Here is a 23,354-nt window from a genome sequence, read left to right on the forward strand (position 1 = left end):
GCTAGTAAGAAATTATAGATAAACTAGCAGTCTATTGAATTGGGATGAGTGGAGCATGATTGACGAAGCAAAACAGTCAGATAACACTTCGCAGCAGACAAATGAAGAGTCCACCACGGTACTCGAAGATAATCTTCAGGCGGAAGCGGTAGCCGTAGCCTCTGACTCAGAGGTCAACCCAACAGCCGCACAACCAACTGAATCCCCTGCTGCTGAAGCATCTGAGTCAGGGCCCAACGACCAAGAAGCCCAGACCGAGGTAGCTCAAGCAGCAACAACCGATGAATCCCCTACCGAGGACGATTCCAAAATTCTAGAAACCATCAAGCAGGAAAATGAGGCTCTGAAAGCTCAACTAGAAGAGCGAACTCAGCAATGTGACTCCTTTAAATCTCAATACATCCGGATTGCGGCAGATTTTGAGAACTTCCGCAAACGGTCAGCTAAAGAAAAAGAAGACTTGGAACATCAAGTTAAAGGAAACACCATCACGGAGTTATTGTCAGTAGTAGATAATTTTGAACGGGCGCGTACCCAAATTAAGCCTCAAAATGATGGGGAAATGTCGATTCACAAAAGCTATCAAGGTGTTTATAAACAGCTGGTAGACAGTCTCAAGCGCCTTGGGGTTGCTGCGATGCGACCAGAAGGGAAAGAGTTTGACCCCAATCTCCACGAAGCGGTTATGCGAGAACCAACGGATGAATATCCAGAAGGAGTGGTGATAGAACAGCTAATGCGGGGTTATTTCCTTGGGGAGCGGGTGCTACGTCACGCTATGGTGAAAGTAGCTGCTGCGGTAGAACCACAGGAAACCTCGGAAGCTCAGAAGTCTGCTGAGCCAGAAAATTAGCTGCCATTGATTGGTTAAGCTTCCTTTGGTGTCAGTCTGAGATCATCCTACCAAAAGGGACTTAGCACCAAGGGAAGTTCTATTATTTTGACCAACTCAACAAAAAATCAAAGTAAAATAACTTAACATAACCTTTAACCCGCAACCCTATGGGAAAAGTTATTGGCATCGACCTAGGCACAACCAATAGTTGTGTTGCTGTCTTAGAAGGAGGTAAACCCATAGTCATTTCGAGCTCGGAAGGTGGGCGAACCACACCGAGTATTGTCGGATTTGGCAAATCAGGGGAGCACCTAGTGGGTCAACTGGCCAAGCGTCAAGCAGTGACCAATGCGGAAAACAGTGTCTACAGTATCAAGCGCTTTATCGGACGTCGTTGGGATGAAACCGCTACAGAGCGTTCCCGTGTCCCCTATACCTGTGTTAAGGGTCGTGATGAGACCGTAGATGTCAAGATTCGGCGTCGAGATTACACCCCTCAGGAAATCTCGGCCATGATCTTACAAAAGCTCAAGGCTGATGCTGAAACCTTTCTTGGGGAACCAGTAACTCAAGCCGTGATCACAGTTCCTGCCTACTTTACCGATGCTCAACGACAAGCCACCAAGGATGGGGGTACCATTGCTGGCTTGGAAGTGTTGCGCATTATAAACGAACCGACTGCTGCTGCTCTTGCCTATGGCTTAGATAAGCTGGATCAAGACCAGCTGATCTTGGTGTTTGACTTGGGGGGTGGTACCTTTGATGTCTCAGTTCTGCAACTGGGGAATGGGGTCTTTGAAGTAAAGGCAACCTCTGGTAACAATCATTTGGGGGGAGATGACTTCGATAATGTGATTGTCCGCTGGATGGTGGAAAACTTTAAAGCCAAAGAGGGCATCAATCTCACCCAAGACAAAATGGCTCTTCAGCGTTTGCGAGAGGCAGCGGAAAAGGCAAAAATTGAACTGTCTAGCATGGTAGCCACCCCCATCAACTTGCCGTTCATTACTGCTGATGAAACAGGACCAAAACACTTAGAGATGGAGTTGTCCCGGGCTAAGTTTGAAGAACTATCCAGGGACATGATTAACGCAACTATAGAACCGGTAAAGCAGGCGCTCAAAGATAGTGACCTCAAGCCAGAGGAGATTGACCGGATTTTGCTGGTAGGGGGTTCGACCCGTATCCCGGCGGTGCAGGATGCTATTAAAAGGTTTTTTAATGGTAAGGCTACCGATCGTTCGGTTAACCCCGATGAAGCTGTGGCATTGGGAGCAGCAATTCAGGCTGGTGTTTTGGGCGGGGAAGTCGAAGATGTCCTGCTACTGGATGTTACTCCCCTGTCCCTGGGTATAGAAACCTTAGGGGAAGTGTTCACCAAAATTATCGAGCGCAATACTACTATCCCTACCAGTAAGTCCCAGGTATTCTCCACCGCTACCGATGGACAAACCTCCGTAGAAATCCATGTATTGCAGGGGGAGCGGGCAATGGCTAGAGATAACAAAAGCCTGGGAAAATTCCTGCTGACTGGTATTCCCCCAGCTCCCCGTGGTGTACCTCAAATTGAAGTCACCTTTGAAATCGATGTCAACGGCATTCTTAAAGTCGCTGCCACTGATCGAGGAACTGGGAAAGAGCAAAGTATTGTGATTACCAATACGGGGGGATTAAGTCCAGCGGAGGTGGAACGGATGCGCCGTGAGGCAGAAGACTATGCTGACCAAGACCGCCGTCGCATGGAATTGATCCAACTCAAAAACCAAGCCGATGGCTTACTATATAACTATGAATCTACCATCAAAGACCATGGGGAATTGATTAGCACTAACCTTCAGGCTCAAGGACTCAAGGAGCAAGCAGATCAACAAAAGCAGCACCTAGATACCATAATGACAAACCCCTCAATTGAGGTCGAGGAGGTGAAAGAAGCTATTGAAACTTTGCAGAAAACTGTCTTGGAAATTGGGGGTATAATTTACGCCAGTGCTAGCCTTGGGTCAGACCCGGAATTTATTACCTCTGACGAAACAGCTCAAGAGTCAAATTCCAACGACTCCACCCAAATAGCACCGGATGCTCTAGGAGAATTTGTGGTTGATTTTGAGGATGAGACCTTAGAGGTGGATGTTGACTACGAAGCAGTTGATTACGGCAACAGCTCCCTAAAAGATAGATAATTTCACTCGCTGCTTTGACTAGCTCAAGCCGACCTTGACATTATGGTCATATAAGCAGGTGGCAATCAGCTGATTTTTTTGATAGACAATGATATAGGATGCAGGTAATGCTGAAATGCGCTCATGGTGCTTTTGTCGCAATAACCTGAGGAATAACAATAGCCCCTACTATGTAAATGGAATACCGATCAGCGCTCTATGGCTGACTATTATGATCTGCTTGGTGTCTCTCGTGATGCCGACAAAGATGAAATTAAACGTGCTTACCGTCGCTTGGCACGGAAGTACCACCCAGATGTTAACAAAGAACCAGGAGCTGAAGAGCGCTTTAAGGAAATTAACCGGGCTTACGAAGTCCTATCAGAACCAGAAACTCGAGCAAGATATGACCGTTTTGGGGAAGCTGGTGTTTCCTCAGCTGCGGGAGCAGGCTACTCAGATTTTGGGGATATGGGCTTTGCTGATATTTTTGAAAGCTTCTTCAGCGGCTTTGCTGGTGGTATGGGTCAGCAAACTGGTCGTCGGCGTAGTGGTCCGGTGCGTGGTGACGACCTCCGACTAGACTTGAAGCTGGCTTTCAAGGAAGCTATATTCGGTGGTGAAAAGGAAATCCGAATTCCTCACCTAGAAACCTGTAAAGTCTGTAACGGCACAGGGGCAAAGCCAGGAACTCGACCCCGCACTTGCCCAACCTGTAACGGTACAGGTCAAGTACGGCGTGCTACTCGTACCCCCTTTGGTAGTTTCACCCAAGTCTCAGTCTGTCCTACGTGTAACGGTGAAGGGCAAATCATTGAGGATAAGTGTGAAGCCTGTGGTGGTGCTGGTCGTAAACAAGAAACCAAAAAGCTGAAAATCACCATTCCAGCAGGAGTGGATAATGGTACCAGGCTACGGGTTTCTAAAGAAGGAGATGCTGGATTACGTGCTGGTCCACCAGGAGACCTATACGTTTATCTATTTGTAAACGAAGACAGCAAGTTTCAGCGGGATGGTATTAACATTCTGTCTGAAATGAAAATTAGCTATTTACAAGCCATATTAGGCTGTCTTATCGAAGCAGAGACAGTGGACGGTCCACAGGAATTAACTATTCCACCCGGTACCCAGCCCCATACGGTATTAACTTTAGACAATCACGGTGTCCCCAAATTGGGCAACCCAGTCAGTCGGGGCGATCACCTAATCACCATTTTGGTAGATATCCCCACTCGAATTACCGCTGACGAAAGGGAATTGCTAGAGAAGCTAGCGAATATTAAGGGAGAGCGCACTGGCAAAGGTGGTATAGAAGGATTCTTGGGAGGGTTGTTTGGCTCATGAGTGAACTAGCATCTTCCGCGATGAGTTCATTACCTGATGATCAGCTGGATCTGCGCGGCACCCCTTGCCCGATTAACTTTGTTCGCACTAAACTCTATCTGGAGAAAATGGCTCCAGGTGCCCTATTAGAAGTGTGGCTCGACCCGGGAGAACCAATAGAACAGGTTCCTGATAGTCTGACTATGGAGGGTTACCCCATAGAGGGCGTTGAAGAACGCGATCGCTATTTTGCTCTGAAGGTGCGTCGTCCACACCAGCATCTTCATGATTGAATTAGAATACACTAATTCATCAAACTTGTCAACCCCTTGGCTGGGTACCGTGCTGGCGGTTCAGGCAAATTTCTATCAGGTGCGTTTAGATCAGTTGAAGGTTGACAAGTTGGAGGTTGTAGGTTGTGAAGATAACCTTCAAGCAAATAACCTACAACCTTCAAAGCTCTTATGTACCCGTAGAGCCCGGTTAAAAAAAATTGGCCAGCAGGTGATGGTGGGAGACAGGGTTGTAGTAGATGAACCTGACTGGGCTGGTGGACGAGGGGTGATTGCCGAAGTGCTACCCCGCACAACCCAGCTCGACCGCCCACCAATCGCCAATGCTCAGCAAATTCTGGTGGTTTTTGCTCTGGAAGAACCGACCCTGGATGCTTATCAGCTGAGTCGGTTTTTGGTTAAGGCAGAATCTACTGGTTTCAAGGTATGTTTGTGTCTGAATAAACGTGATTTAGTAACACAACAGCAACAGCAGCATTGGCAACAGCGTCTGGAAGCATGGGGTTATCAGCCAGTCTTGATCAGTGTTCATAATGGTACTTGTTTAGCACAACTGACTGACCTGTTGAGTCAGACAATTAGCGTTATGGCTGGTCTTTCCGGTGTCGGTAAATCCAGTCTAATTAATTATCTGATTCCAGCAACAAGGGTGCGGGTGGCAGAAGTGACTGGTAAACTGGGTCGAGGACGCCACACCACTAGGCACGTGGAATTATTTGAGTTGCCTAGAGGTGGTTTTTTGGCAGATACCCCCGGATTCAATCAGCCTGACTTGACTTGTACTCCGGAGGATTTAATCCATTACTTTCCAGAAGCAAGAGAGCGTTTAGCCCAACACCGCTGTCAATTCAGTAATTGCCTACATCGGAATGAGCCAAACTGTGCTGTGCGAGGAGACTGGGAACGGTACCAGCATTATCTGGATTTTTTAGCAGAAGTGATTGCACGACAAGAGGCTTTGAACCAAAAAGCTGATATAGAATCCACTATGAAGTTAAAAATTAAAGCTTCTGGTCGGCGTCAATACGAACCCAAGCTAGAAACAAAAAAATACCGCCGTCGCTCCCGCCGTACTCAGCACCAGACCCTAGATGAACTGTTAGACGATATTAATGAAGGATGAAGTATGAATACTTCATCCTTCAACCGTTTAACTTCTCCGTTTAACTTCTAAGGCTAACCCCAAATTTTTCCTCTAGGGCTTCTCGCACTTTCTGATGCACTGGCTCGACTTCTGCATCAGTAAGAGTGCGATCGCTAGCACGGTAGATTAGCCGAAATGCCAAACTTCTCTGTGCCTCAGGAACAGACTCTCCTTTATATTCATCAAACAATTGCACTGACTCCAACAAATTCCCCGCAGCTTTCCGGGTTGAACGTTCGATTTCTGCCACAGAGACTTGTAGTGGGGCAAAGAACGCAATATCCCGGTCAATGGCTGGGTAGGTGGAATAGACTTGGAACCGGGGAGTAAGAATTTCATCGCGATCAAGAGCTTCTAGAATTAGATCCAAGTCCAAATCAAATACATAAACCTGATCGGGAAAACCTCTTTCTGAGCGTAGCTGGGGGTGCAACTGCCCAAATTTTCCTAATTTCTCACCTTGCAACCACAAGGATGCAGTGCGTCCTGGGTGAAGACGGGGATCGCTGTGGTCTGGTTGGTATTCTACTGTCAGACCGCAACGGGAAAACACTCTCTCTAGTACTCCCTTAGCCTCATACCAGGTCATGGGTTCGGAACGCCCTCCCGTGACCCAGTTACCTTGGGTGATATTTCCCCCTAAAATCCCGGCAATAGCATCAGCTTCTGCGAAACCCTCTTCTGCTCGCCAGAAGATCCGACCAATTTCAAAACCGTTGAGTACACCATTGCCTTGCTCGATATTGTACTGACAGGCATCAATAAGCCCTGATAGTAAATCCGTGCGTAGGGATGAGTATTCTGTAAACAGGGGATTATCGAGACGAATTTGGGTCTGTTCCTCTGGCTTTACCAAGGAATACTGGACTAATTCAGTCAACCCAACTGCACGGAATTGCGATCGCAGTTTTCGCTTTAAAAATTCCTCAGCAGAGAGATAACCTGGTTCAGTTTTGTCTGGTAAGCTATCACAGAAGTTGTCATAGCCGTAGAGACGGGCAATTTCCTCAATTAAATCAATTTCCCGCTCTAAATCCCGGTAGCGGTAGGGGGGTACAGTCACTTTCCATTGGGCAGAATCCTGGGATGCTATCGGTTGTAGTTGACATCCGAGGGCAGTCAGGATTCTTTCCACATCTTCTGGCAGGATTTCCCCAAGCTCCTCTCCCTGATGAACTGGCCCTAAAATCTGATTGACACGGTCAAGACGTAACTCAATGGAACGTGCCCAAGTAGAGGGGTCAGGGCGCTGGTCAGCAATACTCTGGGTGGTGGGGGTACCAGCAGCTAACTCAGTAATTAATGCGATCGCTCTTTTACAAGCAATATCCAATTCTGCTTTATTGACACCACGCTCATAACGGGTAGATGATTCTGTCCGTATGCTTTGACTGCGGGAAGAACGACGAACAGTCACTGGATCAAACAGTGCTGCTTCCAAAACAATACTTTGGGTGTTGTCGTTGACTTCTGTGGCTTCCCCACCCATAACCCCAGCCATCGCAACGGGTTGGTCGTTAGCTGTGATCAGTAACGCTTGTGGTTCCAGGGAACGGGTTTGACTATCAAGAGTAGTCAGGGATTCTCCACTCTTAGCAAAGCGGACACCAATGGTCAGGTTTTCGACCCCAGCAACAGCTTGCAAGCGTTCCCGGTCAAAGGCATGGAGAGGCTGACCCCATTCCAAGAGAATGTAATTAGTGACATCCACTACATTATTAATCGGTCGTACTCCAGCGGCTTCCAAGCGCTGTTGTAACCAATCCGGAGAAGGAGCAATCTTAACCCCTTCAATCACAGTGCCAATATAGGCGGGACAAGCTTTGGGTTCAGATACTTTCAAGGTCAAGGCATCGGATTTTTTTGGAATAGACACCTCAACAGTTTCTGGCAAGGTTAATGATGCCCCAGTTAAGGCCACTACTTCTCTGGCCACGCCCACCATACTTAGAGCATCCGCCCGATTAGCTGTAGAGGTAACATCAAGAATGGTATCGGTTAACCCCAGTAAAGGACGAGCATCACTGCCTAGGGGTATAGTTTCTGCCTCGAAAATATGAATGCCAGCGGATTCCTTGGCCAAGCCCACTTCTGCTAGGGAACAAATCATCCCTTCTGAGCGAACACCGCGCAGTTTTGAGGCGCGAATTTTCAAATCAATAGTTGGTAGGTAGGTTCCGATGGTGGCGACCGGCACGTAAATGTCTGGTCGGACATTGGACGCACCACAAACAATATTCAATGGGTCACTGCCACCAATATCCACTTGACAGACCCGAAGCTTATTTGCATTAGGGTGAGGCTCTACCTCCAGAACCTTGCCAATCACCACGCCATCGGCCAGGTTTCCCTGGTCTTCAATATCTTCTACCTCAAACCCAGCCATAGTTAGGGTTTGAGCTAGCTCTTCTGGTTTCAGAGTTACTTCTACTAGTTCTCGCAGCCAGTTTAACGATATACGCATGGACTCCTAAATTTTTTTGCTGAACTCTAATATAAGGTAATAAATAAGGTGCAAGTTGCCCGTTACTTCCACCGTAAGCATATGCGCTACGCGCACGCGTGCGCGTTCAGCAGTCAGCGGTCAGCCGTGAGCTTTAGGCTCACGCTGCTTGAGGTGCTTATTTTATTCAAAAGCTGTTCGCTTAGCGTGGCCAAAGACCAATGGCACCTCAAGTAGCGTGCGCATAAGCTGATAGCTGATAGCTGATAGCTGATAGCTGATAGCTGATAGCTGATAGCTGATAGCTGATAGCTTACCTTCCACGAAAACATTTTTCTATTGTGATGGGTCTAACCCCTTAACGCTTGACAAAAGTACACTATCTATGGTCAATGCTAAATAAACGCTCTAAAATATAGGTAGCTTCATATACGTTTTACTTTAATCACCCTTTACTTAACTCAAAATTGTCCTTTGTACCCTTAGGTGGATACAAAAAATAAGGTATCCTGGTTGAGGATCAGGTTTCACCGGAATAGTTGTCTAACTAAGGGGGTAGTAAGAGGCATTTTGCATAAAATAAAGAAAAGTAAAAGACTATAAATCATCTTTCCTGCTCAGGTGCTCCGAGCAAAAGTTTTAGTTCCAGTATGGGCAAAGGAACATCAGTAAGGCTGAATGAGCTACTGTCTAAATCCTACCTGCACTCAGGCAAAAAACCCAGAACACGCCGACTTTTGTCAGGCGTGCAGTTCTAAATTATTATTAGTTGACCGCTATCGTGTGATAAAACCACTCGGTCAAGGCGGATTTGGAGCAACTTTCTTAGCAACAGATCAATCCTTGCCCGGTAAGCCGACCCGTGTAATCAAACAACTCCGCCCAAGCGCCAAAGGCTCAGAGATTTCACCGATGGCAAGGGATCTGTTTGAGCGAGAAGCCCGAACCTTGGGAGAAATAGGGAATCATCCCCAATTCCCACAGTTATTCGATTACTTTCAAGACAATGAGCATTTTTATCTGGTTCAGGAATACATTAGCGGTTTGACACTGCAACAGCAAGTCAGACGGTCTGGTTCATTCTCGGAAGAGGGAGTTAAACAATTTTTAAGTGAAATTCTACCACTCCTGCAATATATTCATCAGAAAAACGTAATTCACCGGGACATTAAACCAGCGAATATAATTCGTCGTGACCAAGACCGCAAACTGGTACTGATTGATTTTGGGGCTGTGAAAAACAGCCAAACCAATCCCTCCAATTCCTCAGACACAGTATTGACCAACTATGCCATAGGAACTCCAGGCTTTGCCCCTCCTGAACAAATGGCATTGCGACCTGTAATTGCTAGCGATATCTATGCAGTGGGGGTTACTTGCCTTTATCTGTTGACGGGTAAATCTCCCAAAGACCTCGATTATAATCCTTCAACCGGAGAAATAGTCTGGCAGACTAATGTCAACGTTAGTGACCACTTTGCTAAGGTTTTAAGAAAAATGCTGGAGTCTTCTGTCCGTTATCGCTATCAGTGCTCAGAAGACATCCTGAGAGCTCTTGACCTAGAGCCATATCTGGAGAGTTTAAACAAAAGCTTAGTGTCGCAACGGATGGATGACGCTAATTCTCACTTCAACTCAGAGAATTTGGGTCCTGTGAATGGTTATTCATCCCCGTCGTCAGTTCAATCCCGAAGAATGGCAGAGCAAATTAGAGAATGGCGGGAGCGTCGGGGATTGAGCAATGGTCGAAGATCAGAACCTAAAAACGGTGGAGGTTTTACCAACAGGGATTCTACAGCTGTGAGCGGTAGTAGGAATAGCATTACAGGCAAGTCGAAGGGTAATGGCAAGTTGGAGGCGGAAACGTTATTAAAAGCTTACGGCTCTGGCAGAAGAGACTTTGCGGCTAAAGATTTGAGGGGACTTAACCTTAATAATGCCCAGTTATCTGGGATAATTTTCCGCCAGGGCAAACTGTTAAATATTAGTTTGAAGGGAGCGGATTTATCTAGTGCTAATTTTGGTGAAGCGAATCTCCATCAAGCCGACTTACGCAATGCCAATTTGGGTCGAGCTTACCTGAAAAAAGCTATTTTGGCAGGAGCAGACTTGCGTGGGGCAAATCTTAGTTATGCTCATCTCGAAAATGCTAATCTACGGGGAGCAAATTTGTGTGGAGCCAATCTTGCTAATGCTAAAATTACTAAGGAACAGTTGGCTCAAGCTAAGACTAATTGGACAACAGTACTTCCTACTGGGAAGCGGGGGTTTTGGTAATATAGCGAAGGGAGTAGGGAGTCGGAACCCACCCCTAACCCCTCCCAGGAGGGGAACGGGAATCGGGAGTCGGAACCCACCCCTAACCCCTCCCAGGAGGGGAACGGGAATCGGGAGTCGGAACCCACCCCTAACCCCTCCCAGGAGGGGAACGGGAATCGGGAGTCGGAACCCACCCCTAACCCCTCCCAGGAGGGGAACGGGAGTAGGGAGTCGGAACCCACCCCTAACCCCTCCCAGGAGGGGAACGGGAATCGGGAGTCGGGAGTCGGGAGTCGGGAGTCGGGAGAAAGAGATGGGATTATTTTTTGGTGTTATGAGAAATCAGCAATTTTAATAATAAATTGTCTAGCTTACGGTCGGGTGCAGTGATTGGTTAAACTTTTTTGGTGGTTCAGTAGCGGTCATGAGTTATTTGAGTACATTTGTCATGGAAATTTGACATGCTCCCAACACACCCTACAAAATTAGCGATTGGCCGTAGGCCACGCTACGCGATGAAGCGTTCGCAAAGCGTGGCCAACGGCCTCAGCTTCCGCTAAAAGCGATTAGCCCGAAGGGCGTTGGCTAGCGAACGCACTAATCTTAGATTGCATCAGTACTTGTGTTTGATTGCTCAACTTGCTGCTGATGTATCAAGATAGGCAAGCAACAAAGCCTCAATGTAAGGCACCAGAGATATGACATCAATGGACTCCTAAACTCACCATCCCGAATCAAACCATGAGCCATACGATTTCTTAAGTTACTACCAGCATGTTCAACCAGTAAACATTTCAAGTCAAATAGCGTATTTTCCTCAAAAATAGAGGTTATCTCTGGATGATAAAGAGTCTTGCTCAAACTAAATTCATCCTGAATACCGTTGTCGTCCAACTTAGAAGTAATGATGCCTCTTTCCCACATGATATAACGGATAGAGTTTTCAATTTGGGGAATTAGGATGTGGGTAGATGTGAAAAAGTCTCCAGTAAGTCCAGCATACAGCCCCTTTGCAAACAGGTATTCACGCTCAGGGGGAATAAATGGACTATTGGAAACGATGAAGAGAATATCGTCTAGTCGAACACAATGCTCTAAATTAATCTGATCTCTGGCAGGTTCAATATATGCTTGAGCTTGTAGCTTATAATATTCAATGGCTTTCAGGCACATATAAAAATGGGTTGCACGCTCCGCTTCTTCAGGATCACTGGAGAGAACAGAATATGGTTGAATAGCAACAGTTTTGCCCATTTCATTTATTTTTTTAATAGGGACAAGATGAGATCCTAAAGAGTTATCAGCGTCCTGCTGTACTTGTTGTTTCAATTTAGAGACATGAGTTGGAGCACCCAAAAGAGCCAAAGTGAAGAGTGCCTCTTGAAGGTTTTTGCCCCTAACATGATTTCTTGCTTTCTCTACGACCTTGCTAATATCCATTTTATGAGAAATGGTCATCATCTCGTTGCGACTTTTTTCTTGGTACTGAAGAAGCAGCCTGTGAAGTTCCTCAACTCTTGCTTTTGTGCCTGGAATCTTTCTAAAGGCTTCAACAGCTTGTTGTAACAAACCTGATGCGACTATAGCGGCGTCGCTTGGTGGAGTTCTTTCATGAGCAGAGTCGGCTTCCTTGACATAAGTCTCAGCGGCTGACATTGAAGCAGCACGCTCTTTGCTGTAGTCTTTATCCATACGATGCCATACTGCTTTAATACTCCAGAATCTTCTTGCTATTTCCCAATTAGAGCTTGATTCTGCTAAAGTTACTGCTTTTTCAGCAAGGGCTGCATATTTGACTGGTTTTCCACATTTATGTTCCTGCAATAGCTCCATTAACTGTCTAGATGGCCACAAATAGTCTTCCCCTTCATAGCGTTCCAGAACTGCTTCTATATGTTGAAAAACAACTTTTTTCTTATTTTTAAATTGGCATTCCAGCCGAAATGCTCGTTCTATTCTCTCCAAATAATGATGCCAATTTTTAGATCTTTCTAACGTAGTTGCTGATTTTAAGTAAGCGGTAATTGACAACTGAGCCATTGGATGGTCACGTCGTATGACCCAAAGAATATCTGCTACTCGCGCTTGAAGTTCAGGATCTGATATTTCAGGTGCAATTTCAGCAAGAAAATTTAGCTGCTCTTCTGTAAGATTTTTAAACCTATCAGCAAACAACTTTTCGTTGCATTCTGGATTAATTCGAGCCTTAGTCACGACTGCCAGAATTTCAAAAACAGCTTGTTCTCTGAAATTTCCTGATTCTTGCGCCTCCTTGGCTTTTTCATGAAAACCAATACAATAGGTGATACAATCCTTACTTTCGCTGCTGTTCACTATATCTTGCCAGCAAGTGTTAGTGAAATCATTTTTTGTAAGAGGTGGGTTCAGTTCTGACATAGTCCTAATTCATTCTTTTTTTTATACTTTGCCAAATTTTTCTTAAATTAGCTTAAGCATAAATACTTAAAAATAAAGTTTAAAGGACGATCCCACAAGTCACTTAAGCCATCGAATTAGTAATTATTATACTAAAAATATTTGATAATACTATATCAGTATGATAAGGTTTACCTTATAGAGCTATTGATTAAGTTTAAACTAAAAATCATAATTTATTTGCTATTTACCATAACTTCAGTTTTCGATAACATCTCTACAAAAATCTTGACTATTATATCTATCAGTGAGCTATTTATAGTTGAATAAAATTTCATAGATTATTTGCTCAGTAGTTTTCCTACCCTGAGGAGGTATCAAGTCGCTCATTGTTGTTATGATTTGCTGACTAGATTACCGAGAACACAAGGATTAGGGCTGGTGTGAAATTTTTTGCGATTAGCCCGAAGGGCTACGCTACGCGAACGCATATAGCCTAATCCAGGATATATTCTTTTTTTGAAAGTTATGTTACTATTCTAGTAGGTTAGGTGTTAAGCCCTAATCAGTGATTCTGCGGGAAGTTTCCTGAAAGTGGTTGGTTTATCTGGTTTAATTGCCTTAACAGCCACAAAAGCTTCAGATTTTTCAGTCTGTTGATAAAGACTCCAGAAGCAATAATCGAGCTAAGAGTCATTGAAGTATCAAACAACAGTATCGAGTCATAGATATTGACGTAGAGTCTAAAGGTGGTGCGTTACGGGGCGGGCTCTCCAAACACTGGCGACTGTGAAAATGAGGGCAAGCCCGCCCCTAATGCACCCTACATGCGGGTGCATGTCAGTTTTGTTAAGCCCTGATTCAGATCCCCCGTTTCCCTTAATAAGGGGGACTTTTGAATCTAATTCCCCCCTTTTTTAAGGGGGGTTAGGGGGGATCTATGTACCTAATTTCAAAAGTGACATGCTCCCCTACATCCTTACCCAAACTGTTCAATCAGATGATCGCCCACCCTTAGAGCATTAGCAATAATGGTTAACGCTGGGCTGACACTAGCATTGGATGGAAAGAAACTGCCATCGACTACGTAAAGGTTTTCCACATCATGAGTGCGACAGTTGCGATTGAGTACAGTAGTAGCAGGATCGTCTCCAAAACGGCAGGTGCCACACTGGTTTGCCATTACCTGAATCGGCACTTCTCCACGAGGATATATTTTACCGCTCTGAAAACTATCCAGCCGTTTTTCAATGGTTTTTAGCACCTCAGTCAATCGATAAACCAGCCGATCGTGGGCTTCAATATTATTGGGAGTGTAGTCAATATACAACTTGTTTCCATCAATTCGTACTCGATTATTGGGATCAGGCAAATCCTCCGTCTGCACCCACCAGCCAATGGAACGAGTAGCTAACTGCTTCAGTCCAAATCCTGGCATAAATTTTGCCAGAACCGATAACAGTGGTGGTGCTTCAGCAAAAATAATATCTGTCAGCAATCCACCGGAATTTTGAATGTGACCCATTGGGTAAGGAAAATCGGGATCACCCCAATAAAAATCATTGAGATAAATACTTCTTTGAAAAGCACCTGAATTGGGCTTAGTGCTCAGTTGCACTACAGCAGTCATTAGGCTTTTCATCAAATTCCGTCCCACTTGCCCCGAACTGTTAGCAAGTCCTTGGGGGTGTCGATCATTGGCAGAGTGTAATAGTAATGCTGCTGAATTCACGGCACCACAAGCAACCACGACAATTTCCCCCATAAACAAGTAGGATTGTCCGGCAATTTCGGCTTCGACCCCTTTAACTGCTAAACCTGAGGGGTTAGTGTGCAAACAGACTACCTTCGCATTGGTTTTTAAGGTCACGTTCGGATGTGTCAAAGCTGGCACAATTCCGCTGACCTCGGAATCATTGGTTGGGTCGTCGTCTTGGCGCGTCAGTCCTAACGGTAGGTAAGATGGATGCAGACCTTGCTGAGCGATCGCATTGTAAATTTCCGCAATTTGAGGCTCTTGGGGGATTGCTTCAAAGGGATAGTCTTGACTATGAAATGGCTCGGTGGGATCGCTGGTTGCCTGACCGTGAACCTTATAAAGCTGTTCCGCTTCAGTGTAATAGGGTTCAAAGTCGGAATATTTCAAACACCACTCCGGCGACACTCCCTCTTGATGTTGCACTTTCTCAAAATCCCGCTCCCGCAGTCGTAGCAATGCTGCACCATAGATTTTAGTATTGCCACCGATAGCGTAATTCATTTGGGGGAAAAAGGGTTCTTCAGCAGTGTCATACCAAATTTCAGGAGCGTGATAGCGTTCTCGCTTAAAAATATCGACATTACTGCGATTTTGCTCTTCTAGAGGCATAAAATCGCCTCGTTCTAGGATCAGAATTTTCTTTCCTGTTGGCGCAAGTTTATAGGCTAAGGTTCCGCCGCCAGCCCCTGTGCCGATAATAATAAAGTCGTAATATTGGTCGTCGATAATCATAGTAAAAGTCCGAAGTTTGAAGTGGGAAGTCGGAAGTCAGAAGTCAGAAGTCAGAAGTCAGAAGTCAGAAGTCAGAAGTCAGAAGTCAGAAGTCAGAAGTCAGCTATGACTAAGTTTCGGAGTTTAGGAATGTCAAACCTCTGAATGTGTAGTGCGCTTGCAGGAGTTCAGGAGTTACAGATGATCACTGACTTGTGATATTTTTGAGGATAGGTGCGTTACTTAATTAACATACCTTAGAAAATTAGCGATTGGCCGTAGGCCACGCTACGCGATCGCACTTTTGGATAGGTGGATTATCTTATGGAAAGCAGGATTTATAGCTCATATCCAAGTGTTAGCAAAACCACTTCTTCCAATTGAGCAACTGTTTTAGGACTCAGGTGCCCCAGTTGTTGAATTAAACGACTTTTGTCAAGCACTCGCATTTGGAAACACAGTGCAACAGAATCTTGAGCTAATCCACCCTCTCCTTGTGCAATTTGAACACAAATTGGTAATGAAGCGCGGCGTTGATTTGTCGTTAGAGGAATTGCAATAATTGTTGTAGAGAACTGGGAAACAATGTCATTTTGAAAAATAATGACAGGACGAATACCTGCTTGCTCAGAACCTTGAGTTGGATTGAGATTAGCTACCCAGATATCCCCACGCTGATATTGATTGGTCATAGCTTATCTTCTTGATCAAGACTTGCGGCATAATCGCTCATTCCCACTTCAGCAAGAGCGCGGTCTTCCTCAGCAAACTCATGAGCAAGGGCTTTTAACTGAGCAGGATCTAGGACAATCCGACGACGTTTATCTTGAAACTTAAGAAATGCAATAAAATCAGCGACTTGCTGAAGTTGTTCAGCAGTAAGTATATCCAGGTCTTGCTTGATAGCTTCGGTGCTGATTGACATAGCAGTAACTTAGTACAATTATAGGTTAGTGATAGGTTATTCCCCAGAAATGTTGAATCTAGTAGGGCTGATGGCTGATGGCTGATAGCTGATAGCTGATAGCTGATAGCTGATAGCTGATAGCTGATAGCTGATAGCTGATAGCTGATAGCTGATAGCTGATAGCTTACCTCATAAATACGATAAACGCTATCGACAAGTTTAGCTAGGGACAAGGCTCAATTGTCCAATCTTTAGGTTTCTCACTTTTATAACAGGACTGTTGACGACCTGCTTCTTTTAAATTCCATTTACCGGTAGATTGATCGAATTGAAACTCAAGTCGATAACGCTTGCCCCTAATTTTGTCATCAGGTAGATTCATCTGGGTTAGAATCACGATTTTCTCAAAAGCTTGCTGCTCAATCACCTTTATTTCTTCAGTAAACTCACTCTCGACCGTTTCTTTGTTACCAAATAAGTCTAATGCGATCGCTTTCGGATCATCTCCTATTCTCTTACCTTTGATTTCAGCTATATTCAAGGGTTGATAACGAGATTTTTCTAACGCATCATCAGAGGGATTACAACCCATGAGGATTAAGCTAATAGTAAACCCTACTCCTAGAAGCGGTAACCTGTCTTTTCTATCCATGGTCATTTAAAATTAAATTGGTTATAGCCTTTATTTTATCAAACACGAATCAATTTTTAATTGACGGCAAATTCAGTTTGCTGACGCATTTCGGGAGGATAGAAAGCTAAAACAATATTTTCTTTCTTGATGCCAGCATTAACTAAATCAGTAGTGATACCCGTTTCTATTCCATCATATTCAATATAAATTTTAGTATTTTTTAGAGTAATATATATTAGGTTCCCTCTGATTCTTTTTCCCTGTGACCATCCTACCTGCATTAATCCATAGTGCTCTCGTGTTTCGTCAAAAATAGGATCAAGTCGGATGTCTCCATGAGAGGGACGAAATTGAGCGTATTTTAAAATAACTTGTTTGATTATTTCTCGATAGGTCGTTTGGGTATCCATTGTTTTACCTCCAATTGGAGGAAACCAATCCGATTGGATTTGCTCAGGAGAATAGGGACAGTTGTCAGGAAAGTCCCAATCGGAAATTCCGGTTTCATTAGCAGCGTCGGCTCTCGCATCACCATAAACTTTTGATAAATCTGCCCAGTATCGCTTTAAACTAGGAGTATCTCTGAGATAGCGTTTAAGGTTATTGCGCTCTCGTTTGATGGTGATTTCCCAATACCTAGACCGTTTTTCAGGTTGATATTCCCATTTCAACAGATGTTGAATCGTTAAACGAATCGAGGATAAAAAGCGGTCTCGCTCTCGTTTACTCAAGTCTTCAATCTCTTCTAGGAGATTAACCCAGTCTACTTCACTATACCGTTGTTCTTTGATCAGGGAAACTTGTTGTTCAACCCATTGGATGATGTCAGTTTCATAGAGCATTTTTTTATTGGAAATATCACTAAACGTGACGAAAGCCTTACCTGGTTGGGTTACGCTCCTGCTCACCCAACCTAAGAATAACGCTACTGCCAGATGTAAATCAGCACAAACAAAATAATCCAGATCACATCGACAAAATGCCAGAACAGGGAGGTGGCAGCAACCCCAAACTCACCGTTGTTGTAGTTACCGGGAATGAAGGAGCGTCCCAGCATAATCAATTGCAGCAAGACTCCTGTGAGCACGTGCAAACCATGAAACCCGGTGAGCAAATAAAAGGTGCCGCCAAATACCCCATCGGTAAATCCAAAGGGGAGACTGCCCCATTCCACTGCCTGACCATATAAAAAGTAGCTCCCCATTGCCATGGTCAGGAGCCAGAATGCCCGAAAGCCCCACAGATTTTTGACATGAAGATATCGTTCGGCAATGTAAATTACGAAACTACTAGACACCAGCACTACAGTATTAATAGCTGGCTCTTTGATCTCTAGCCCTGTGACACCGGTAGGGAGCCAGTCGGCTGTGGTAGTCTTGTAAACAATGTATCCAGCAAAGAAGCTCAGGAAGATAACACTTTCCGAGAGCAAGAAAATGATGAAGCCAAACATGCTGTTGCCTGCTTCATCATGGCTATGTTCTGCCGTCCCATCAGAGGTATGGGTCTGACTCGGTATTACACCAGAGGTGAGTGATGGATCGATTTCAGTTGGGTTCATGGGTAACTTCTAGCGCATCAGGGTTAGACACCAAAGGTTCAGATTTGCCATAGCCATAGGGTTCGGCAATCACCACAGGCAACTGTTCAAAGTTCTCGTGACTGGGCGGGGAGGAGACAAGCCATTCTATCCCGATCGCCCGCCAGGGATTGGCTGGTGCTTTTTCTCCTTGTACCCAGGAACCGACCATATTGAGGATAAAGGGCAAAGTAGACATGCCCAACAGGAAGGCTCCAATGCTAGCAACCACATTCCAAAAGGCAAATTCGGGATCGTAGGACGCAACTCGGCGGGGCATGCCTTGCAGTCCTAATGGGTGCATGGGGAAGAAATTGAGATTGGCTCCGATAAAGGTCAGGGCAAAGTGCAGTTTTCCCAACCCTTCATTATACATGCGCCCTGTCATTTTGGGGAACCAATGGTAGAAGGCGGCATAAATTCCCATAACTGTTGCGCCATAGATAACGTAGTGAAAGTGACCAACAACGAAATAGGTGTTGTTGACGTGAATATCTACTGGAACGGCTGCTAACATAATGCCAGTAATGCCCGCAAATACGAACATCACCAAGCCACCTAGTCCGAAAAGCATGGCGCTGGTGAGTCTGAGTTTGCCTCCCCAAATGGTGGCTACCCAAGCAAACACTTTGATGCCAGTTGGCACGGAAATCAGCATTGTGGAGAACATAAACAGCATCCGCATCCATCCGGGGGTGCCACTAGCAAACATGTGATGCACCCAGACTATAGCGCTCAACCCGACAATAATTAGGGATGAAATAGCAACTACTTTGTAACCAAAAAGGGGCTTGCGGGCGTAAACTGGGAATATTTCTGAAAAAATGCCAAAAATCGGCAGGATAATTACGTAAACGGCTGGGTGAGAGTAGAACCAGAAAAAGTGCTGGAACAGAATGGGATCGCCCCCTTTGGCAGGGTCAAAAAAGCTGGTGCCTAGGGTTAAATCAAACAACAGCATGATGGCTCCAGCAGTCAGGGCAGGTAAGCCAAATAATTGAATAATCTGGGCACTGAGTACAGCCCAGACAAAGACAGGCATTCGGAAAAAGGTCATTCCGGGCGATCGCATCCGAATAATCGTGGTTACGATATTGACAGCTCCTAGAATAGAGGATACTCCCGAAAGCGCCACGGCTAGTAGCCAGAGAAATTGACCGTTAATCAAAGCACCAGTGGGGTTTTGCAGGCTCACAGGTGGATAAGACCACCAACCTGCCTGGGCTGGACCTCCTGGAGCTAAAAAGCTTCCCATCAGGACAATCCCAAAGACGGGCACCATCCAGAAGGCCAGGGCATTTAGCCTGGGAAATGCCATATCCCGTGCCCCAATCATCAGCGGTACTAGGTAATTGGCCAGCCCGGCCAACACTGGAAAGGTCCACAAGAACAGCATTACTGTTCCGTGGAGGGTAAACATAGCATTGTAGACGGTGCGATCAACCAGATCGGCCTCTGGGGTAATCAGTTCACCCCGGACGATCATGGCAAAGATTCCACCAATGAGAAAAAAGAAAAAAGAGGTGACAATATACTGAATCCCAATCACTTTGTGATCGGTGCTGAAGCTGAAAAACCGTTTCCAGTCTTCAGGGGTACCTGGCGAGGGCTGTTTGCCCAAGGATGCGATCGCGTCAACCGAAGAAAGATTGGTCATAATCCTTTGTTTTGGATATTTGAACCGGAGTAATTCACCATAGGAGGCGCAGCTGGAACCACAGTTTTCCAGCCTGCATTAATTGCTGTTTCAGAGGCTCGACGATATTCCTCGAAGGCTGGATTGTAGGCTGCTGCGGGTGGTTGAACCGCCGCTTGAGCAAGCCACTGCTGATAGGATTCCGGGGACTCTACTACCACATCCGCCTGCATTGCTGCAAAGTAAGTCCCACTGTATTGAGAATCCCGCAAGCGATAGTTGCCTTCGCGAATGGGAGTAAATTCAAACTCGATCGCCTGATTTGGGATAATATCCTGCTTGACTCGAAAGGCGGGTATATAAAACCCATGTATCACATCCTCTGATTTCAGGGTAAGCTTGATGCGATGGTTGTTGGGTAAATGCAGTTCTGTGCTGCTGATACTCTGCTCGGGATAGCGAAATTCCCACGCCCACTGACGAGACAATACTTCTATGCGCTCTATTGGTTCACTGGAGTCAGGCATTTGTGAGTGAGTGCTTGGCTCGATTGGTGCAGCCTCAGCGGTTGCCATTTCTAGATGAACATGCTCCATCGGAGCGAGAATCGACATCTGGTCGTAGACCTGGTAGCTGTAGGCTGCAATCCAAATTACTAAGGCTAAGGGAATCGCTGTCCAGACGATTTCCAGGGTGATGTTTCCTTCAATTGGAGGACCATCGCTGATGTCATACTTGCCTGCTTGCTGAAACAAGACTGAATAGCTTAGGGTTCCTACTACTCCTAAGAAAATAAAGGTTCCCAGTGTCACAAGGAAACTGAATAAATCGTCAACTAGCAGGGATTCAGCTGAAGCTTGGGGAGGAAACCAAGAGTAAGCCTGTTGACCCATCCACAGACTAATCCCGGCTAATGCGATCGCAACGACAACCAAGGTCAAAATCCTGCGAATATTCATAAGCCTATTTATTTCAACAGTAAGTTTGGATCTTCTCCCAGTCTCAACAGGCGATCAGCGCTAATGTGTAGGCCAAAATCTGCCGCCAGTTGCGCTCCCAGGGTACCGTGAACAAACATCAGTGCGAAAATCCCTAGTCCCGCTAACAAATAGGTCCATTGTACCTGTCTGGCCCTATCTTTATTCCAAACAAATCGCTGAAATCCTCGCCATACTGTCATTGCTACAATCAGCAGCAGCAACAAGACCCCACCAACTCCATGCCAAAGCATGGTTTCCATGGCCTGTAATCCCCAGGCACTTCTAACGTCTGTGGGTGGGTCTGCCAGCATGATTTCATAGAAACCGGCTGCAACAGTAAAGAAAGTAACCACTGCTGCTGCCAGCATGTTGTACCAGCCGACATCAAAAAAATTGGATCTTGTGGCAGGAATTGCCAGTATCTTAAAGACTGGTTTTTCCAGGGGAAACAAGACCCCAACGATATCAAAGCCGATCGCCACGATAAATAAACCAAGAGTTAGATGTACCAGATTGGGATGAATCGGAATCGGGTAAGGCAAGCCATTGGCTCCCAATTGGCTCCCTAGTTGGTCAATTAGGTTTGAACTCATTGCAACAAGCCCTCCCTAGTCCCTTCTACTACCGGAACAGTATGTAATCCATAGACCCAAACGAGTAAGTCACCCAGGTAGACCTGGACAAACACTAACCCTACTAACAACACCCCCACCCCCAAAAAAGGTATGGGTAACTCTTTGGGATTGCGAGAACGAATAATGTAGCGCCATGCTGTCACCGCTGCAATGATGCCAGACAGAGACCAGCCAATCAGCGTATGCAGGTTCAATGTTCCCTCTGCTGCTGTGTAAGGCTCTGCTAATCCAGCTTCAATTTGCCCAAAAATAACAGCAATAAAGATAGAAATAGTCGCAAAAAATAAATTCCACCAACTTACCTCATACAGGCGATAATTACGGCTAAAGTAGCCGATAGCGTCACACAAGACGGCAAACAATACCATGGCAATCACAAAATGAACCACGATCGGATGAATTGTATCGGGATACGGCAAGTTGTGATCGTTGAGTGGGGGGAGATACTCTAGCATATTGTTCTCAATGAGGTTTCAATGAGGAATTGTTGGTAGTGGTAAACAAGTAGTGATTTTAACACCCGAAACCTTCACACTTACCGTAGCAAAATCACTACATATTTACCACTAACTTACTAAGGCTTAATTATACTACTCAAATAATAGTAAAATAATATACTAACTAAAACGCTAGTATAAAATTATTAGGCATCTTTGACATTAGAGCCATAAAAACAATTATATTCATGCTGAGCATCAATATAATAACATAAAATTGTTGGGGCTTTATTCCTTTAAAAAAAAACACTGCGATTCTCCTATTTTTTAGTTTTTACCTAGATATAAATCCTCATTAACTGAGGATTTACTTAGACTTGATCAGATATCTAGTTAGTGACTGCTAATTTTTAAGCAAACAACTAACTTTGTCAAATTGATTGACTCAAATGACATGGTTTACAAAGCAAGCAGCTAGCTCCAGTTAGTAGATATAGCTACTAACTGGAGCAAGGATAGCGATACCTGACTTTAGATATATCACCTGGTTTTAGTATAGCCAGCTAACCCTTAGTATTAGTATATTTTCAGAAAATTTTAAGATTTATTACAAAGCCAAAAAGGTTGACAATTTGTCTTATCTGACTTTGACGATTTGTATTGTTATAGCAAAGGTAAATTTGGCTCAGGTAAAAGGGAACAGGGAGTAGGGAGTAGGAAACTTTGGAATAGGGAATAGGTAAAAAAATGTATCCATAATTACTATTATAACCGCTAGATAAAGTATTAACTGTATAAATTGAAGGGGATTGGCTTTGGAAACTATAGGCTAGAACTGTTGAGTAATTTTACTTATGGTTTTCCTTCGATATCGTGCCAAGGTGATTTCGACATAAGCAACGTTATCGAGGTGCGACCCGTGGCGAATTTAATTCGCCTACGGAAAGCGCACCTCAGGAATCAGGAGCTTCGAGTGAGGAGCTTCAAGTCAGTATAAATTAACTTCTCAGTTAATTTGCAATTAATCAGAGTTTAATCATTTGATAAGATTAGTGATAGCACTTTTGTTTTTCTACTTTGACTAGAAAATACTATAAGTCTAAAATTCCCAATTTTTGGACTTATATCTGATTTTTTGGGTCAATTACCCTGTTAGTGAGGATTGGACTGACTAATACTGGGGTATTGGCTTGAGGCGGTGACAGATTGGCTATACTGACAGATTGGCTATACTGATTAGTGAG

General features: G+C 44.9%; 20 protein-coding genes. 7 read left to right on the forward strand and 13 right to left on the reverse strand.

The annotated features are described in order from the left end of the window. Positions 1 to 55: 55 nt before the first annotated feature. From grpE to rsgA, 5 genes are all read left to right on the forward strand, one after another. A complete protein-coding gene (grpE, locus tag F6J94_RS06405) occupies positions 56 to 853 on the forward strand; it encodes a nucleotide exchange factor GrpE (protein ID WP_293038214.1) in 798 nt (265 codons plus the stop codon). Positions 854 to 1,002: 149 nt separating this feature from the next. Beyond that, the gene (gene dnaK / locus F6J94_RS06410) at positions 1,003 to 3,015 is read left to right on the forward strand and encodes a molecular chaperone DnaK (protein WP_293026962.1); all 2,013 of its coding nucleotides are present in this window, start codon (positions 1,003 to 1,005) and stop codon (positions 3,013 to 3,015) included. Positions 3,016 to 3,213: 198 nt separating this feature from the next. Further along, a complete protein-coding gene (dnaJ, locus tag F6J94_RS06415) occupies positions 3,214 to 4,338 on the forward strand; it encodes a molecular chaperone DnaJ (RefSeq protein WP_293026965.1) in 1,125 nt (374 codons plus the stop codon). Then, the gene (locus F6J94_RS06420) at positions 4,335 to 4,610 is read left to right on the forward strand and encodes a sulfurtransferase TusA family protein (RefSeq protein ID WP_293026968.1); all 276 of its coding nucleotides are present in this window, start codon (positions 4,335 to 4,337) and stop codon (positions 4,608 to 4,610) included. Before dnaJ ends, F6J94_RS06420 begins: the two co-directional genes overlap by 4 nt. Then, a complete protein-coding gene (gene rsgA, locus F6J94_RS06425; protein WP_293038217.1) occupies positions 4,603 to 5,733 on the forward strand; it encodes a small ribosomal subunit biogenesis GTPase RsgA in 1,131 nt (376 codons plus the stop codon). The genes F6J94_RS06420 and rsgA overlap by 8 nt, the downstream gene beginning before the upstream one ends. A 40-nt stretch (positions 5,734 to 5,773) precedes the next feature. Here the strand turns inward: rsgA and pheT are convergent, their stop codons facing one another. Then, positions 5,774 to 8,218: a phenylalanine--tRNA ligase subunit beta gene (gene pheT, locus F6J94_RS06430; protein WP_293038220.1), complete on the reverse strand. Its 2,445-nt coding sequence runs from the start codon at positions 8,216 to 8,218 to the stop codon at positions 5,774 to 5,776. A 657-nt stretch (positions 8,219 to 8,875) separates the two neighbouring features. On the opposite strand from pheT, the gene F6J94_RS06435 reads away from it, so the two are divergent. Next, positions 8,876 to 10,474: a serine/threonine-protein kinase gene (locus F6J94_RS06435; protein ID WP_075903418.1), complete on the forward strand. Its 1,599-nt coding sequence runs from the start codon at positions 8,876 to 8,878 to the stop codon at positions 10,472 to 10,474. On the opposite strand, the gene F6J94_RS06440 is transcribed toward F6J94_RS06435, so the two are convergent. The 3 genes from F6J94_RS06440 to F6J94_RS06450 form a co-directional block, all read right to left on the reverse strand. Continuing rightward, positions 10,417 to 10,698, reverse strand: coding sequence for a hypothetical protein (locus tag F6J94_RS06440; RefSeq protein ID WP_293038223.1), 282 nt, complete (start codon positions 10,696 to 10,698; stop codon positions 10,417 to 10,419). The genes F6J94_RS06435 and F6J94_RS06440 overlap by 58 nt on opposite strands. Positions 10,699 to 11,059: 361 nt before the next feature. Beyond that, the gene (locus tag F6J94_RS06445) at positions 11,060 to 12,853 is read right to left on the reverse strand and encodes a DUF4209 domain-containing protein (protein WP_293038226.1); all 1,794 of its coding nucleotides are present in this window, start codon (positions 12,851 to 12,853) and stop codon (positions 11,060 to 11,062) included. Positions 12,854 to 13,811: 958 nt separating this feature from the next. Next, positions 13,812 to 15,323 (reverse strand): GMC family oxidoreductase, encoded by a 1,512-nt coding sequence (locus F6J94_RS06450; protein WP_293038229.1) that lies wholly within the window; start codon positions 15,321 to 15,323, stop codon positions 13,812 to 13,814. Between F6J94_RS06450 and F6J94_RS06455 the strand changes: the two genes are divergently transcribed. Beyond that, entirely contained in the window at positions 15,306 to 15,467 is a 162-nt protein-coding gene (locus F6J94_RS06455; RefSeq protein WP_293038232.1) for a hypothetical protein, read from the forward strand. The genes F6J94_RS06450 and F6J94_RS06455 overlap by 18 nt on opposite strands. 173 nt (positions 15,468 to 15,640) lie before the next feature. Here the strand turns inward: F6J94_RS06455 and F6J94_RS06460 are convergent, their stop codons facing one another. From F6J94_RS06460 to F6J94_RS06500, 9 genes are all read right to left on the reverse strand, one after another. Then, positions 15,641 to 15,994, reverse strand: a complete 354-nt coding sequence (locus F6J94_RS06460; RefSeq protein ID WP_293026988.1) for a type II toxin-antitoxin system PemK/MazF family toxin — start codon at positions 15,992 to 15,994, stop codon at positions 15,641 to 15,643. Continuing rightward, entirely contained in the window at positions 15,991 to 16,227 is a 237-nt protein-coding gene (locus F6J94_RS06465) for a hypothetical protein (protein ID WP_293038235.1), read from the reverse strand. Before F6J94_RS06465 ends, F6J94_RS06460 begins: the two co-directional genes overlap by 4 nt. A 205-nt stretch (positions 16,228 to 16,432) precedes the next feature. Further along, positions 16,433 to 16,861, reverse strand: coding sequence for a hypothetical protein (locus tag F6J94_RS06470; RefSeq protein ID WP_293038238.1), 429 nt, complete (start codon positions 16,859 to 16,861; stop codon positions 16,433 to 16,435). 56 nt (positions 16,862 to 16,917) lie between these two features. Further along, entirely contained in the window at positions 16,918 to 17,685 is a 768-nt protein-coding gene (locus tag F6J94_RS06475) for a DUF29 family protein (RefSeq protein WP_293038241.1), read from the reverse strand. A gap of 83 nt (positions 17,686 to 17,768) precedes the next feature. Beyond that, the gene (locus F6J94_RS06480; protein ID WP_293038244.1) at positions 17,769 to 18,404 is read right to left on the reverse strand and encodes a heme-copper oxidase subunit III; all 636 of its coding nucleotides are present in this window, start codon (positions 18,402 to 18,404) and stop codon (positions 17,769 to 17,771) included. Continuing rightward, the gene (ctaD, locus tag F6J94_RS06485) at positions 18,391 to 20,079 is read right to left on the reverse strand and encodes a cytochrome c oxidase subunit I (protein WP_293038247.1); all 1,689 of its coding nucleotides are present in this window, start codon (positions 20,077 to 20,079) and stop codon (positions 18,391 to 18,393) included. Before ctaD ends, F6J94_RS06480 begins: the two co-directional genes overlap by 14 nt. Further along, entirely contained in the window at positions 20,076 to 21,017 is a 942-nt protein-coding gene (locus F6J94_RS06490; protein ID WP_293038250.1) for a cytochrome c oxidase subunit II, read from the reverse strand. The genes ctaD and F6J94_RS06490 overlap by 4 nt, the downstream gene beginning before the upstream one ends. A gap of 8 nt (positions 21,018 to 21,025) precedes the next feature. After that, entirely contained in the window at positions 21,026 to 21,631 is a 606-nt protein-coding gene (locus tag F6J94_RS06495; RefSeq protein WP_293038253.1) for a DUF2231 domain-containing protein, read from the reverse strand. Next, positions 21,628 to 22,128: a DUF2231 domain-containing protein gene (locus tag F6J94_RS06500; RefSeq protein WP_293038257.1), complete on the reverse strand. Its 501-nt coding sequence runs from the start codon at positions 22,126 to 22,128 to the stop codon at positions 21,628 to 21,630. The genes F6J94_RS06495 and F6J94_RS06500 overlap by 4 nt, the downstream gene beginning before the upstream one ends. Positions 22,129 to 23,354 lie beyond the last annotated feature (1,226 nt).

Origin of the sequence: Moorena sp. SIO1F2, from assembly GCF_010672755.1 — a bacterium.
Classification (GTDB): Bacteria; Cyanobacteriota; Cyanobacteriia; order Cyanobacteriales; family Coleofasciculaceae; genus Moorena.